Genomic DNA, 14950 nt, shown 5'->3' on the forward strand with positions numbered 1-14950 from the left:
CGATGCCCTACCAGGCAGCCTGCAGGGTCTCTACGCCTCGCACCGTGCTTAGATGTAGCCAGCGAAGATCGTCGAGATTGGTCAGTCGCATATCGGGGATGCGGCGAAACAAAGTGCGGAGCGCAATTTCAAGCTCTGCCGTAGCGAGCATGGCTCCGATGCAGTAATGGGCGCCTGCCCCGAAGGCAAGGTTTCGTGAGCCTGGGTCGGATCGGGTGATGACTAGACGGTCGGGGTCGATGAACCGTTGCGGATCGCGGTTGACGGCTCCCAGGCAGATGACGATCGTCTCTCCTTCGGAGAAGGAGATGCCTTCGAACTCCATGTCTTCCAGGGCATGACGACTGGTGATCTGCAAAGAGGTCTCATACCGGAGGCATTCGTTAATGCACGGTGGGATCAGTGAATGATTCTGCCGGACGAGTTCAAGCTGGTCCGGGTTGCGATAGAGGCTGATCAGAATGTTTGCGACCATGTTGATGGTCGTCTCGTGTCCTGCGACGAAGGTGATAAAGATGCTCGCAACAATCTCTTCATCCGTCAGACGCTGGCCGTTCTCCTCTGCAGTGAGCAGCGTCGAGATAAGATCGTCGCCAGGCGACTGACGAAGCTTGCGCAACTTCCTGGTGAAGAACTCGTCTAGGCTTTTCGTGGCTGCATTGGCAGCTTCGATCTGGTCCATGCTTATCTCTGCGATATCGAGGACGCGGAGAAATGGCCGAACCATGGCAGCTCCTTCCGTGAGCAGAAAGAGTGTCTCCTCTTCGTCCAGCCCCAGAAGGATGCAGATGGCAGTAATAGGCAGGGGATAGGCGAAGTGTTTGACTAGATCGACTGAACCTTTGTCGATGAAACTATCGACGAGATGCTCCGTAGTAGCTTGCAGATTACTTCTGAATTCGGCGATCCGTTCCGCATTGAAGGTTTTCATGAGGAGGCCCTTCATATACGTATGCTCCGGTGGGTTCAACATCAGGACGGAGCGATGCACGGTCTGAAAGGCAGCATCCTTCGTGCGTTCTTCACCGTGACGCATGTGAACATACGCAAGATATTCTTTACCCCACCGTTTATCTCTTAAGAGCATCTCTGTGGTCGCGTAAGATCCTGTTGCCCAGATGCCGGGCATGAGAGGAACGAATGCACCTTCTTTACGAAGCCGTTCATAGACCGGGTAGGGATCTGCATAGAACGAGGGACTGGAGAAATCTGCCATCTTCATGCTGTGTTCCTCTTGTGAAAGCTACGTTCGCAACAATAGGAGAGCGTCAGAACTGAAATGAAAACGAGGCGAAGGACATACCAGCGCTTCCTACCCATCCGGCAAGCGTCTCGCCCCTCTGAATCGTTCCCTCTTCTTGCGCCATGGCGATTGCCGCAGGGACAGAGGCTGAGACAAGATTTCCGTAATCGGGATAGATGAACCTGATCTTGTCCTCCACGCCGACCGCGGCCCCCATATCCATCCACAACCGCTTGGATGCAGCGTGCGGAAAGATCTCCTTGATCTCGTCATGAGGGATGGAGAGGCGCGTGAAGATTTCTATGCCATGTTCCTTTCCAAGACGGAACATATCGTTACCGAAAGCTGTGAACTGGTTGGGACCGTTGCGTCCGAGGCGTGGTTGTGGCTGGCAATACCGGTCGAAACCCTCCAGAGGCACGGAGCAGAGATCGCTGAGATCGGCCTGGCTACTGAAGTGGAACTCCCATGGCCTCGAGTCGTCGCGAACCAGAAAAGTTGCGGAGGCTGCCTCTCCTACTGTGTATGCAGGAAAGTTCCATTCGACCTCATCGACGTTGTCGAGGTGGAAACACCCTGGATTAACGCGGCCTCCGGGATGCATACTGAATTCGCAGTTGACGATCAGAGCATTTTTATACAGACCAGTGCCGAACATGCTGTAGGCCACAAAGATGGCTCGCACCCAGCTCATGCAGGCATCAACAATGTCGAAGCAATGGGCCTGCGGCATACCAAAAGCAGCGCCTACCATGTAGGCCATTGCGGGTTCGAGGAAGCCGCGATCGACGCCGGTGTAGATGATGAGATCGACATCCGATCTTCTGACCCCTGCCTGATCGAGCGCCCCAGAGATGGCTTGTTGTAGAAGATCGAACGGCTTTTCGCCGTCCCCTAACCAATGTCTTTTATTCGAGCCCGAATAGATCAGGTAGTACCCTATGCGTTTGAGGGCATCGCGCAGTTGCTCACTGGTCAGATCGACGCTTTGTTCCGTCACCATGGCTTTGATTCTGCGGTTGTCTATTACCTGTGACGGCATGACCGCCTTGACTCCTGCAATTCTCATTGTCTTCTCCTCGTGAAAGGCCAGAAGAGGCCACTAGCCTTCATGGAAGGCTGGTGACTTGCAAATTCCATCGCCTGACACTCTGCAAAAAAGCGATTCTCCACTGCACGAACGCATGTAAGCCTTCGTTCGACAGGTAGATAGAAATTACTTAAGAACGATGTGAGGTATCGACACGACGTCGATATTTAAGTAAATAGAATTTATGGGAGAGTAATGGGGACCGTATGCCTAATCAAGGTCTATTCAGTAAAGCTCAGCAAAAGGGTCTGATAGAAAGCCCTGTACAAAAGGTAACGTTGCACGAATAGTAGCACGGCAGCCTGCAGGATCAAACGAAATATTGAAGGCAAAAAATGAACACTGAATTAAATCAGTAGAGATCTGATAACAGCGTTATTGCGGAGGAGCATCGGTGTTGCTGATGTCTTCCACTGCCTTCCAGTGTCCATCGATCTGTTTCTTATACAAAGTAAGATACTTATAGCGGCTTGTCACTGGAGACTTTGTCTTTGGATCGGTCACCGTCATCGTCGCTACCCCTTTTATGTACGCAAGGTCACCGCTCTTCGAAACGACGGTTGAGGTTGCAGTCCAGTCCATCGCTATATTGGGATCGGCAAAAAGAACATCGGCGATCGCGCGAATTGCAACCTTTCCATGGGCTGCCGGCATGCCTTGCAGCATGAGTGTTGCGTCGTCGGCATAGTAGCTAACGATCTTATCGATATCTTTAGCGGCAACATCCCGGCGCCATGATGCTTCGATACTGTGAAGAGCTTCTAAATCTGCAGTCTGGGTATCACTCTTTGCCGCATAAGCCAGCGATAGACAGATCGTTGAGAGGATGCAAAGTCCAACCGCGTATCCAGAGAGTGTTTTATAAGTCATCGTAGCTTTCTCGATTTGATGGGAATAAAGCGCTCGGAAGGGAACTGAGCCACACAAACGAATATCTGGCCCAGGTGGGCATGTTGGACGCAATCATCACATATTGCGTATGACCTGGCAACTTCATTCTGATGGTGGATAGTGAATAGCAGATGAACCTGACAAGTTGGCCTCGATCATTACACCTCGGCTTCGCCACGCTTCAATTTCTCAACTGGTGGAATCTCGCAGAGCAGCTCAGCGGGGAGTTTGGCGCTTTCGACGACGGCAAGATGGACTCGATACCAGGAAACTGTATGGAACGGCTGGCAGGTTCGAATCCTCTTCATCGTCATACCGAGGTCAGTTCCACTGTGCGTCTCCTGGGGGCACGTGTCGCCACTGCGGCCTCTGATAAAGTTTCTTACGAATCAAAATTTTTGAAGACTCCTCCGCGAATCTTGAGTTATAGTTGCTGCTCTGAGCGTTTAGGTTAGCGTTCAGGTATCTAAATCAAACATACAAAATAGAGAAAGAGGGAAATATGTCGAGCACCCCCACCACCAAGCAAGTTCAGAGTCCCCTCAATTTGAAGTTGACCATCACCAAGGGGAAAAACGAAGCGATTCTGAAATATTTGGGTGACCCAGAAAATTCCAAGGCAATCGAGGCGGGATTGAAGAAAGTAGGAACGGTACATTTTGCGCGTTTTCTTCCAGAGCCAGGGTTCCTCCTGGGACTCTCACAGACTCTGTGGGTGATAACCGAATTCGACGGCACTTTCGATGACTACATTACAGACTTCGTTAACGCGATGGGCCCGGTCTTCGATGCCCTGCTCTCCTTCGTGGATGCCCCCCCACCCTTGCCTGTGGAAGATCCTAAGAATAGCGCTGCCTTCGGAAAGTGGGTCAAAGCTAACGATCACGCCAGCAACCTATACTCGGCCTACCCCAATTTGACGGTGCAAATGATCCTGAATAGCTAATCGCTAGCTTAAATAATCGCCGAAACAATCTGCACAGGGCCCATGTACATCGGGGCCCTGTGCGCGTTAAGGAGTCGATTTGTCACGGTGCGGGAGGGCGAAGAGATTCGGCCTCCCGCACCGTGCAAGATCTGTTTCTGTCTTAAAAACAGGAGACCAAGTATGAAATATCTTTTCGTCATTGCGCTGATCATGACCGGGACCTTGCTTCCGGCACAAACTATTCCTTCGGACGCGGCTCCCAACTGCCCGGTTTCTTCGACGACGTTCGATCAATGGTTCCAGTCGGGGAAACCTGCCGTGGACGGGGTCGTTAATCCCGCGAATAGCGTTGGCTTTGCTAAAGGGAGCACATGCAACTTCTACGCATGGGCAAAACAGATGTTCCTCTGGGTGACGTCGGAGTCGGGCGGCGGCCGCGTCTTCGACTCAGCGGCTTTCTATGATGTTTCTCCTCCCGACAGCGGCAAAAGAACGTTCCTCCGGCACGATAACAGTAATGGTTCGTTTATTCATTCGATGATGCTGCGGGCCGCAAAAGGAGGTCCCCATGATTTGCCGATCATCGAGGACAAATCGGGCCAGCTGTTCGAGGTGATGGAGCCACCTATCGATCATTCAGGAAAGCAGATTGTCGTTAATAGCGCAGGCAATCTCGTGGAAGTGAGCAAGGCGTCGATCACATCGAATCACAGGTTGGCGTTTCAGGATAAAACTGGCAATAAGATCGAGCTACCGTCTGCTGGGATTCGCAGAAGTGAGTCCTTGCCGACGGACACGATCCAGACGGCAGAGGAGTTCATGGTTAACGGAGAACCGGTGTTCATCGACTCCAGCGGCAATATCATCAACGTGGAACAGGGGCAGGCAGGAGGCTCCGGAGTTTTGGAAACGCAACAAGACGGCCTGGTCTATTACTTGACGATGACAAACGATGTCTACGCCTACTTCCTGACAAAAGTTAAAAATGAGGCCATCGCTAACGCGGAATTTCCGACAACGCAGGCAGAGCTTAACGACATCAAGAAATATGCTGCCGCCAATGGGAAGCCAGGCTTTACCGACGAACAGGCGCTCACCGTGGAATTAAAGAGTTCCTGGATTGAAGTAACCGACGCCACGAAAAGCAACTACATCACGACGACGGCCATGATTCCCGTTTACGACACGTCTAACCCACAGAAGTGGGTTCAGACAAGCCAGAGGAAAGCCACGCTGGGGTTGGTCGGCTTGCACATTGTGGGCAGCGTCAAAGACCATCCGGAGATGATCTGGGCTACGTTCGAACGCTTCGGGAACACTCCAAATGGTGCATACACATATACCAAGGCGGACGGGACGACTGGAACTGTCCTTCAGAGCACAGACGGCAATTGGCTGTTCTCAAAAACGGGTTCGACCGCCCCGTTTAATATCGCGCATATGACGGCAAAAGAAGCGAGCATTATCGCTGCAGCCAAGCAGACGATCAGTCCCAGCGACTCCTTGCGAGTCTACGCATGGGGTGCGGGCCCCAACAACGCGGAGTCTAACAGCTATCTCATTTCAATTCATAACAGTGTAAATACACTCATGCCTAAAGGCGATATCCGCTCCAATTACTTCCTCGTTGGGGCTACCTGGACGACGAATGGTACTGCACCTCCAGTCGGAATCACAGGATCAACCAACGTCGCCAACTCGACGATGGAGACGTACACACAGAGCACAAAGAGCACAGACAATGTTAGAGGGTGCTTCCTGTGCCATACAGGATCATTGGCTCCAGGCACAATAAGCCACATCTTCGGGGGCGACACGAACGGACTGCAGCCGCTGTTCCCAGCGAGCAGTGGTAACTCCAGGTAGGGGTACTTTGCGTCGGAGCAGCCGCTGCTTGCGGCCGTTCCGACGCTGGCCTACATGCTTGGCCAGGACCAAACCAGAAATGATCGAAGGATCGTCTTCGACGCTCTATGCGAGCGCATAGGGAGGCGATGTTAGCCCTCCCGCTCCTCCAACTCAAAGGCTCTTTCCAAAATATCTGCGGCAATCGAAAGACCGTCGGTGCTGCGGATGGCTTCCTGCATTCTCTGAGCGTTATCGCGAAACGTGGGATCTCCCAGCACCCGTTTGATCGCTGTTACAAAATCCGCCGGGGACGCCTGCTGCGGAGAGAGAACAACGCCCACATTCTTGTTCGCTATTCTTGCTGCCACACCCGGTTGATCATTCGTTACAGGTAGCGCAATCATGGGCACATCGCTGGAGAGGGATTCAAGGACGGTGTTCAATCCGCCGTGAGTGATGCACAGGGAACTGCGTTTGAGAATTTCGATTTGGGGCGCGTGACTCACCACAATCACATTCGCAGGGACGTCTCCGAGCTGTTTCTGATCGAGCTGGCCACCAACAGCAAGGACAAACTGTAGTTCCTTCAATCCAAGCGCAGCCTGCGTGATCGAACGAAAAACTTCTACCAATCCATTCTGTAGCGTGCCCATCGAAGCATAGACGAGCGGCGCACCTGTGAGCTGCTGCCATGGAAAATCGAAGTCCATCCGACCGTGCCCATCGTGGAATGGTCCGGCATAGTGGAATTGGGGAAAGTCGGGAGCGCTATCAAAGTCGAATTCCTTAGGGCACTGAGTAATCCAGGCAAGAGGCGAAAGTGTTGAATGCGGATTATTCCAGTCAACGGAGAGCCCAACTTCGCTTGCGTAAGACTGGGCCATGGCCGTGCAAGGCTCCAGGATTTTTCTGGAGAGTCGGACTCCCTCGATATTTCTGGCAAGAGCATCAGCTCCAGTCTCGTTTTGCCAATCCATGAAACAGACAGGAGTGCGTCCCGTGTAATCAACGTGAAGCGCATTGGACACATGGACGAAGGGCATTCGAAGGTGCATCGGTATCAATTCAACATAAGGCTGATACTGATCAAGGACAAGCACATCCACCCCAGCTTTCGAGAGTGTATCCGGAAGGGTCTTATACAACGCTGCGGTATATCCCTTCATCATCGTATTGACGGTAAAGTGCAGAGCATCCTCACCGGACAACTTACAGAGGTGGCGTATGAATGTTTCCATCGTGCCGGCTGGATATATCGTCTCCGTACAGGGTACAAATGGCAGTCCCGCCGCCTCAGCAAAAGGCACCATATCAATTAGGGAAATAAATACCACGTCATGACCGCGTGACTGGAACTTACGGGCCAGGCTTGTCATGGGATTAGCATGTCCAGGTACAGGCAGGCTAAGAAAACCGATTCGCATAATTTCATCCTCAAATAGTCCGCATGAACAAGCAGCGCAGACGTTGATATCAGGAACACGTCAAAGCAGTGTTCAGCTGATTCGAAATTACGGCAGTAGATGTGGCGAGGCTTGCCGGAAAGTAGCCTATTGTCACAATTGGACCCTTTTCCGGGGATATCGGCTTCGTCGGGCACGGCCACACTCATTGAGGGCAGCGAGTAGATAAGTAACATCGCTCTTCGCGAAGGGCTTGCCCAGCAGTGAATTCAAGGCCGCAAGCTGCGGCGGTAGGCACTCGGAGTGACCCCAACACTCTTATGAAATAAGCGGCTCATGTGGGAATGGCTCGAAAAACCGCAATCGAGAGCGATGTCAATAAGCGATAGTGACGGGTTTCTCAGCAATTCCCGAGCTCGTTCGAGCCTCAGATTGAGCAAGTAATTGTGTGGACTGTACCCAGTCGCTGCTCTAAACATCCTGATGAAATGAACACGGCTATAGCCGCTCTCGTTCGCCAGAGCCTGGAGGCTCAGATCACAACTAAAACACCGCATGCGCTCGATGATCCGTCGCAATATGTGTCTAGGCAGACCGGATGTGTCCCTATTGTTGGTTTGCGGCTTAGCCGACGTGCCCAGGTAGAGCATCCTCACGACCAGAGCCTGTGTAAGGTACTCCGTGTATAACCTTTCAGTTGTATAGCCCTCGTTCGCATCGGCAATGAGAAGCGTTATGAGTTGCCGAGTGGCATGATCCTGGAGGTTCACCTGCAAACGCAACTCGTCCTTTGGGCGATGCTCCAATTCGGAATCTAAAGCACGTACCAGCGAGGAATCCAAGGCGCATACTACAAGATCAAACTCCGTCTCAGCACGAATCAAGGGGCACATGCCAGCGGGCACTAAAGAAATTGATCCCGGCGCCTTCGTGTAAGAAACCATGTTATTCGCCCGATGACCTATTTCAAAACGGGACGAATGCTTTGAACACATCGTGAAGATGTGATTGTCCAACATAGTTTCCGGCCCGTCACCTCGTGATCCACAATAAGGTTCGATAGCGACACCTCTAGCGAACGCATCCCTTGAGGTCGCCTGCGAGGACAAGTGGTTCAGGAACAAACTAAACGACTTATTCACACTAACGCCCAAGACCAATTTCCTTCGATGGAGAAATCACAGAGACAGAGCATTGTGCTTCGCCTGATTGTTTTTGATGGCGAAAATCCACCTAAGCCGCTGAGGATACTCTACGCAAGTCGGCACAATGGAGCTGGCGCCACAGGTGGTTGACGCAGTAAGTGTATCAGTTACCGCCGCCGGGGGAACGCCGATGCGTGTTGCACACTAGCGCTTTTGCTCCTGGTGCAGTAGCGGTGTTCCAGTGTGCCTCTTATGTCACTGGTGCAAAGCAAACCGGGCGGACCACCGGCAATATCTAGATTGACTTCCCTTCAAGCGAAAGTCGCGCAATCTTTCGTACCAGAGGGTGGCTATCTTCGACTGCTCGTTGCCAGGTGGACTCTCCTGCCCCGCTCAGTTTTGCTATTGCTCACCGTCAAATTTAATCGATGTATTAGGGAATATTTTTCCGAAAACTTTGTTTAAACAGATGTGTTGGGGAATATTTCCGAAAACTTTGTTCAACCAGGAGATAGGAGACTTGATGAGAATTGCATTTTTGGGAGTCCGTGTGCCCGGGCACCTCTACCCAATGACCACACTCGCCCGCAAGTTGAAAGCTCGTGGCCATGACGTAGTATTCATATCTGTTCTCGATACTGAGCCCTTCGTAATCGCGGCGAACCTTCCCTATGTCCCGTTCTGCGAACAAGATTTTCCATTAGGCTCCGTGCGGAAAACTATCGATCAACTGAGTAAGCTGCAGGGACATGCTGCCCTGGAGTTCGCCCTTAGGTCGGTCGCCAAGAGCCTGAGCTCATCGTTCAAGAACTTGCCACAGACTCTGCGGGAGGCTGAAGTGGATGCATTAGTTCTCGATCAGGCGGACTACGGACTCGGTCTTGTTCCGATGCATCTCGGCATGCCCTATGCCCATGTCTCAAACGCTCTTCACATTGACTTCTCCGCGGTTACTCCGGTCTGTACCGTTGATTGGCAACATGAGACTACCTCGGAAGCACTGGCCAGAAATCAGGCCGGTCTCAAGGCATTCATGCAGATTTATGAACCAGCTACGTCGATAGCGCACAATTATGCAAAGCAGGTTGGATTGGATGTCGACTGGAGCGATCCTTTCGTTTCGCTCTCGAAACTGGCCTGGATTACACAGGCTCCTAAGGAATTCGACTTTAAAAGTTCTCATTGGCCTGCACAGTTTCACTACGCAGGCCCGCTTCACGACGGGCTTGGCCGGATTGAATCTAACTTTCCGTGGGACCGTTTGACGGGTGAGCCCCTCATTTACGCTTCGATGGGAACACTACAGAACGGTCTAGAATCTGTCTTCAGTGCGATCGCGGAGGCGGTCGGGACAAAGCCCGGAATGCAGCTTGTCCTCTCCATTGGAGAGTCTCTCGATCCCGGAAAGATCAACTCGTTACCTGTCAATTGCATCGTCGTGAAGAATGCGCCGCAGATAGAACTTCTCAAGCGTGCGGCACTATGCATCACGCACGCGGGACTCAACACCGCGCTTGAATCTCTGGCACAAGGCGTTCCTATGGTCGCGATTCCGGTTTCGACCGACCAGCCTGGCGTGGCGGCGCGGATTGCTTATACGAAGACGGGTTCCTATGTGCCGTTACAAGAGTTGACGGCTCCCAAGCTTTCGACTCTCATCGACGAAGTTTTAACTAACCCAGAGTATCGACAGAACGCCAACAAGATGCGGGAAGCAATCGCCAAGACAAACGGACTCGAAGTGGCGGCAGATATCCTGGAACAGGCATTTAACCTCCCCCGATGAGGGAATTGGCGTTTGCGAGCGTCGTGAGCCTGATCTCGGAGAGATTGTCGAGGACCGTGTAGCAATGAATAAATATGGTTCACACTGCGCTCGATGTGCCAGCCATCATGGCTGGACCACCAGACCTACATAGAAGATCCTACGGTTCCTCGACTTCGCGAAGTTCATAGCTGAAATAGATAGGAGTACTTGTTGAAAGATATGTTGAAAAAAATGGCGTGGCTTTTCTTCGCTATTACTTCGTACTTAATACTGGCAGATGCCGTTCAGCCATGGATGCGCCTTCCAAAGCTAGGCCACGCTGGGTTTACGATGGTATTCGTACTTTTTTCTCTGCTTCACTGTGCCGTCCTGAAAGGTAAAAAAACAACAGCTTATTTCTTTGCAGTATCTGCTTTCATTTCCTTTGCGCTGGAGGAGATCGGCGTCCGCACAGGTTTGATTTATGGGCACTATCACTACAGCAACCTGTTGGGACCGAAACTAGGCTCTGTGCCCATCATCATCCCGCTGGCCTGGTTCATGATGATCTATCCGTCCTGGAGATTGGCGGGCGTGCTGACCCGTGCAATCAATAGCAACTCCCTTTTCGGGCGTTCGACGCAAGCGCTCATCGCGGCAATGGTGATGACGGCATGGGACATGGTGATGGATCCGGCAAATACGGCAGCTGGCCTATGGATATGGGAGCGGGGCGGAATCTATTTTGGCGTTCCTCGTCAGAACTATCTCGGCTGGATATTTACTACCTTCCTTATCTACTGGACGATGAGCCTTCTCTCGAATGGAAAGCAGCAAACAACTGTAGACAGAGGATTTTCAGTGTTACCTGTTATGGTGTATGCGTTATATGCCGTTCGCTATATTGTTGCTGATCGTGTCCCGGCACTTCAGCTAGTTGCGCTCTTTGCCATGGGAATGCCGGCATTCTTAGCGCTGGCGTCGATTTATCTGAACCGACAATCCAATATCGCTGTCATTCCAGAGTAGCTGGGCTGCGAACTGCGATTTATTCGACAAGTTATAAGAGGTATTTATTTCGTATCTATCCAGAACCATCAACAAATAGGAGAGCTCATGTCTCGCTTCAAATCGCGTTTCTGCATCGTCGCATTGCCCCTGGCAGTCTTGTTCGTGAGCATTAACCAATCTGCGTCAGCGCAGGAGGCTACGGGGGCCATCACCGGCATTGGAGATCCAGGAGCCCAAATCATCGTCACCCAAGTGGGCAACGGAGAAGTAATCGGAGTCGTTGTGAAGTGTGACGGAAGCTATCGGGTTAAAGGTCTGAAGCCCGCGGACTATGAGATTGTCGAAAAAGGACCGCATCATGCCGTCAGGAAGCTCTCGGTTTCGGCTGGCCATGACTCTCACGTCGATCTCGCCCCGGCTCAAACGGTGAAAGATACCTGCCGGCACAACAACTAGAGCGTATCCCAGATACTTACAGTAAAAATACACCGTGAAGCAACATCAGATCTCTGTCATTCGGTAGGGATGAATTCGAACAGGCCTCTCTCTGGCTCTTCAGCTACTCCACCGTTACGCTCTTCGCAAGATTTCTCGGCTGATCCACATCGCATCCTCGCCGCACAGCGATGTGGTACGCGAGCAGTTGTAGAGGCACGACTTCGAGGATGGGCAATAGCAGCTCATGGCTCTGCGGAATGTGGATGACATGTTCCACCAGTTGGCCGATGTGCTCGTCGCCTTCAATGGCAATGGCGATCACGCGGCCGGAGCGGGCTGTGACCTCCTGGATGTTCGAGAGCGTCTTTTCGTACTTCAGGACGCTGCTGGGGTCGCTGGGATCTTTGGTTGCGATGCAGACCACCGGCAGCGTCTCGTCGATCAGCGCGTTGGGGCCGTGCTTCATCTCGCCGGCGGGGTAGCCCTCGGCATGGATGTAGCTGATCTCCTTCAGCTTCAGCGCACCTTCGAGAGCGATCGGGTAGTGGATGCCGCGACCGAGGAAGAGGAAATCGCGGGCCGTGGAGAAGTGCTTCGCCAGCTCATGGCATTGGTCGTCCACGGAGCGCAGGATCTCTTCTATCTTGCCCGGAACGCGTGACAACTCCGTCACCAGATGCAGCGAGGTGGTGTCATCCACCGTGCCGCGCACCTGCGCGAGATAGAGCGCGAAGGTGAAGAGCGCCGTGAGTTGGGCCGTGAAGGCCTTGGTGCTGGCGACGCCGATCTCCGGACCGGCGTTGGTGGTGATCGTGCCCTGCGCAAGACGCGTGACCGCCGCGCCCACTACGTTGCAGATGGCCAGCGTCTTCGAGCCCTTAGCGATAAGTTCGTGCTGCGCCGCGATGGTGTCGGCCGTCTCGCCCGACTGCGTGATGAGCAGGCCGATGTCCGTGGGCGAGGGGATCGGGTCGCGGTAGCGGTACTCGCTGGCGTAGTCGACGTCGACCGGCAGGCGCGCTAGGCGCTCGATCATGAACTTGCCCGCGAGCCCGGCGTGCCAGCTCGTTCCGCAGGCTGCAATGGTGATGCCCGTCGCCGCGCGGAACTCCGCAGGCGAAATCTTCATGTCCGGCAGAAAGACCTTGCCGGTCTCGAGCGAGACGCGGCCCAGCGTGGTGTCGCGGACGGCGCGGGGCTGCTCGTTGATCTCCTTGAGCATGAAGTGCTTGTAGCCGGCCTTCTCGGCCTGGATCGGGTCCCACGTAATGCGCTGCGGCGTGAGCGTTCGGGCCTGGCCCGCGAAGTCCGTCAACTCGATGCCCTGCGTGGTGAGCGTGGCGACTTCGCCGTCCTGCAGGAAGTAGATCGTGCGGGTATGGTGCAGAATGCCGGGAACGTCGGAGGCGAGGAAGTACTCGCCCTCGCCGATGCCCAGCACCGCGGGCGGGCCCATGCGCGCGGCAACCAGCTTGTCCGGCTCGTGCGCGGAGAGCACACCGATGGCGAAGGCTCCGGTGAGCCGCTTGACCGCGCGACGAACGGCTTCTTCGAGCGATAAAGAGGGCGGGGCAGTGAGGACGGTTTGAGATTCGTCGCTGCCGTCGATTGCCTCCGAGGCTAAAGCCCCTGCTTTCTGGGCAGCGTTAATGGACGGGCTGAAGCCCGTCCCCTTCAAAGCGGCGTCGGTACGGGTACTGGCAACCGCTAGTTCCAGTTCGTCCTGGATGACATGCGCGATGATCTCGGTGTCGGTTTCACTGGCGAACTTATGGCCTTTGGCGATGAGCGCGTTCTTGAGTTGCAGGTAGTTTTCGACGATGCCGTTATGCACCACGACCAGCGTTCCGGTGCCGTCGCGATGCGGGTGGGCGTTCTCTTCGGTGGGGCGGCCGTGCGTGGCCCAGCGCGTGTGGCCGATGCCGTAGGTTCCGTGCACAGGGTCTTCGCGCAGGATGGCGTCGAGGTTGCGAAGCTTTCCGGGAGCACGGCGAAGCTGCAGCGCGTGGCCTCCACCGGCGACGGCGATGCCTGCGGAGTCATAACCGCGGTACTCGAGGCGAGCGAGCCCTTCCATGATGACGGGGACGCAGGGTTTAGGGCCGATATAACCGACGATTCCACACATGGTTAGCAGTGTAGACCGTGAAGGACAGGGAACAGGAATTAGAAAACAGAAAATAATCAGGCAGAGGGGCAGGGGGGATTTGACAGGATGGCAGCGAGCTTGCGGTAGCATCGAAGCGTTCTGGGAATGCTGTCGCAATAGCTGTGAGGCTTTTTGCTTTTCTAGTTGTCATTCCGAGTAAAACGAAGAACCTGCTGTCTCCCGCTCTTCGCCCTTGCTGCCCACACCGTTATGCATCAGCAGGATGCAGCTTTGCCCCACGTTTTGGCGGCACCTTAAAAACGGGAGACAGCAGGTTCCTCGGTACGCTCGGAATGACAACTAGAAAAACAAAAGCAAAGGCAACTACAAGTTCTGAGCAGGGTATTGGCATTGAGGAGTCATGGAATGCGGCGAATCGCAATGATGCTGTTGGCGGTGATGAGCGTAGCGCTCTACGGGCGAGCACAGGACCCACTGAAGACACTGCCGAAAAACTACTGGGGAGAGTTCGAAGACCCGTGGGTGCGCGTGATCCACGCGCACTATGGCGCGGGCGAGCATGTACCGCAGCACGACCATCCGAAGACGCCGACGCTGTACGTCTATCTCTCCGATGCGGGGCCGGTGAAGTTTATCCATACCGGCGATGACGATTTCTCCATCACCCGCCAGCCGGTGCATATCGGGCAACTGCGTCTGAACGCAGGACGCGAGGAGACACACAAAGTCGAAAGCCTGAGCAAAACGCCAAGCGACTTTCTGCGTGTCGAGTTCAAGACGCTGCCGCTGCATCTCGACTCGCTGCATTCGCGATCACCCGCAGCGGGAAAGGCCTTCTGGCATGCAGCGCAGCCGGAGAAGGTGGAGTTCGAAGACACGCACATCCGCATCGTGCGGCAGGGAGTACAGCCAGGAAAGAGTGCGCTCCTGCACTCGGAGGCGAAACACGTGGTGTGGCTGGCGATCCAGGTTGAAGGTGCGCAGTGTGCGGGGAAGATAGCGCATGCGGGCGAGAGCTGGGATACGGCGAAACTCAATGTGCAGGCGGGTGCGAAGCGGGTGGAATTTTTGCGGGTCGAGTTGAAGTAAGGTGTTA

Annotated in this window: 12 protein-coding genes; 6 read left to right on the top strand and 6 right to left on the bottom strand. The window is 53.9% G+C overall.

What is annotated here, in order from left to right; all coding sequences use genetic code 11:
• Positions 1–7 precede the first annotated feature (7 nt).
• From ACIX8_RS23625 to ACIX8_RS23635, 3 genes are all read right to left on the bottom strand, one after another.
• On the bottom strand, positions 8–1222 hold the full coding sequence (locus tag ACIX8_RS23625) for a cytochrome P450 (RefSeq protein ID WP_014267924.1): 1215 nt from the start codon (positions 1220–1222) through the stop codon (positions 8–10).
• A gap of 46 nt (positions 1223–1268) precedes the next feature.
• A complete protein-coding gene (locus ACIX8_RS23630; RefSeq protein WP_014267925.1) occupies positions 1269–2312 on the bottom strand; it encodes a 3-oxoacyl-[acyl-carrier-protein] synthase III C-terminal domain-containing protein in 1044 nt (347 codons plus the stop codon).
• Between the two features lie 396 nt (positions 2313–2708).
• Positions 2709–3203: a YybH family protein gene (locus ACIX8_RS23635; protein ID WP_014267926.1), complete on the bottom strand. Its 495-nt coding sequence runs from the start codon at positions 3201–3203 to the stop codon at positions 2709–2711.
• Positions 3204–3726: 523 nt separating this feature from the next.
• Between ACIX8_RS23635 and ACIX8_RS23640 the strand changes: the two genes are divergently transcribed.
• Both ACIX8_RS23640 and ACIX8_RS23645 read left to right on the top strand, forming a co-directional pair.
• On the top strand, positions 3727–4170 hold the full coding sequence (locus tag ACIX8_RS23640; protein WP_014267927.1) for a hypothetical protein: 444 nt from the start codon (positions 3727–3729) through the stop codon (positions 4168–4170).
• A gap of 162 nt (positions 4171–4332) precedes the next feature.
• Positions 4333–6018, top strand: coding sequence for a hypothetical protein (locus tag ACIX8_RS23645; RefSeq protein WP_014267928.1), 1686 nt, complete (start codon positions 4333–4335; stop codon positions 6016–6018).
• A 131-nt stretch (positions 6019–6149) separates the two neighbouring features.
• Here the strand turns inward: ACIX8_RS23645 and ACIX8_RS23650 are convergent, their stop codons facing one another.
• Both ACIX8_RS23650 and ACIX8_RS26670 read right to left on the bottom strand, forming a co-directional pair.
• Positions 6150–7424, bottom strand: a complete 1275-nt coding sequence (locus ACIX8_RS23650; RefSeq protein WP_014267929.1) for a glycosyltransferase — start codon at positions 7422–7424, stop codon at positions 6150–6152.
• 248 nt (positions 7425–7672) lie between these two features.
• Entirely contained in the window at positions 7673–8422 is a 750-nt protein-coding gene (locus tag ACIX8_RS26670; protein ID WP_052310687.1) for a helix-turn-helix domain-containing protein, read from the bottom strand.
• A gap of 649 nt (positions 8423–9071) precedes the next feature.
• Here ACIX8_RS26670 and ACIX8_RS23660 point away from each other — a divergent pair.
• The 3 genes from ACIX8_RS23660 (at position 9072) to ACIX8_RS23670 (ending at position 11762) form a co-directional block, all read left to right on the top strand.
• Positions 9072–10334: a glycosyltransferase gene (locus tag ACIX8_RS23660; protein WP_014267932.1), complete on the top strand. Its 1263-nt coding sequence runs from the start codon at positions 9072–9074 to the stop codon at positions 10332–10334.
• A gap of 201 nt (positions 10335–10535) precedes the next feature.
• Complete coding sequence (locus tag ACIX8_RS24955; RefSeq protein ID WP_052310688.1) at positions 10536–11324, top strand: carotenoid biosynthesis protein; 789 nt, start codon at positions 10536–10538, stop codon at positions 11322–11324.
• A gap of 87 nt (positions 11325–11411) precedes the next feature.
• Positions 11412–11762, top strand: a complete 351-nt coding sequence (locus ACIX8_RS23670) for a carboxypeptidase-like regulatory domain-containing protein (RefSeq protein ID WP_014267934.1) — start codon at positions 11412–11414, stop codon at positions 11760–11762.
• Positions 11763–11865: 103 nt separating this feature from the next.
• Here the strand turns inward: ACIX8_RS23670 and glmS are convergent, their stop codons facing one another.
• Positions 11866–13872 (bottom strand): glutamine--fructose-6-phosphate transaminase (isomerizing), encoded by a 2007-nt coding sequence (glmS, locus tag ACIX8_RS23675; RefSeq protein ID WP_014267935.1) that lies wholly within the window; start codon positions 13870–13872, stop codon positions 11866–11868.
• A gap of 387 nt (positions 13873–14259) precedes the next feature.
• Between glmS and ACIX8_RS23680 the strand changes: the two genes are divergently transcribed.
• Complete coding sequence (locus tag ACIX8_RS23680) at positions 14260–14943, top strand: hypothetical protein (RefSeq protein ID WP_014267936.1); 684 nt, start codon at positions 14260–14262, stop codon at positions 14941–14943.
• Positions 14944–14950: the final 7 nt, after the last annotated feature.

Origin of the sequence: Granulicella mallensis MP5ACTX8 (genome assembly GCF_000178955.2) — a bacterium.
Taxonomy (GTDB): domain Bacteria; phylum Acidobacteriota; class Terriglobia; order Terriglobales; family Acidobacteriaceae; genus Granulicella; species Granulicella mallensis.

Coding starts and splice junctions, on each gene's coding strand:
- ACIX8_RS23645 (WP_014267928.1), top strand. CDS start 4,333: ATGAAATATCTTTTCGTCATTGCGCTGATCATGACCGGGACCTTGCTT.
- ACIX8_RS23650 (WP_014267929.1), bottom strand. CDS start 7,424: ATGCGAATCGGTTTTCTTAGCCTGCCTGTACCTGGACATGCTAATCCC.
- ACIX8_RS23670 (WP_014267934.1), top strand. CDS start 11,412: ATGTCTCGCTTCAAATCGCGTTTCTGCATCGTCGCATTGCCCCTGGCA.
- ACIX8_RS23680 (WP_014267936.1), top strand. CDS start 14,260: ATGCGGCGAATCGCAATGATGCTGTTGGCGGTGATGAGCGTAGCGCTC.
- ACIX8_RS23660 (WP_014267932.1), top strand. CDS start 9,072: ATGAGAATTGCATTTTTGGGAGTCCGTGTGCCCGGGCACCTCTACCCA.
- ACIX8_RS23625 (WP_014267924.1), bottom strand. CDS start 1,222: ATGAAGATGGCAGATTTCTCCAGTCCCTCGTTCTATGCAGATCCCTAC.
- glmS (WP_014267935.1), bottom strand. CDS start 13,872: ATGTGTGGAATCGTCGGTTATATCGGCCCTAAACCCTGCGTCCCCGTC.
- ACIX8_RS23630 (WP_014267925.1), bottom strand. CDS start 2,312: ATGAGAATTGCAGGAGTCAAGGCGGTCATGCCGTCACAGGTAATAGAC.
- ACIX8_RS26670 (WP_052310687.1), bottom strand. CDS start 8,422: ATGTTGGACAATCACATCTTCACGATGTGTTCAAAGCATTCGTCCCGT.
- ACIX8_RS23640 (WP_014267927.1), top strand. CDS start 3,727: ATGTCGAGCACCCCCACCACCAAGCAAGTTCAGAGTCCCCTCAATTTG.
- ACIX8_RS23635 (WP_014267926.1), bottom strand. CDS start 3,203: ATGACTTATAAAACACTCTCTGGATACGCGGTTGGACTTTGCATCCTC.
- ACIX8_RS24955 (WP_052310688.1), top strand. CDS start 10,536: ATGTTGAAAAAAATGGCGTGGCTTTTCTTCGCTATTACTTCGTACTTA.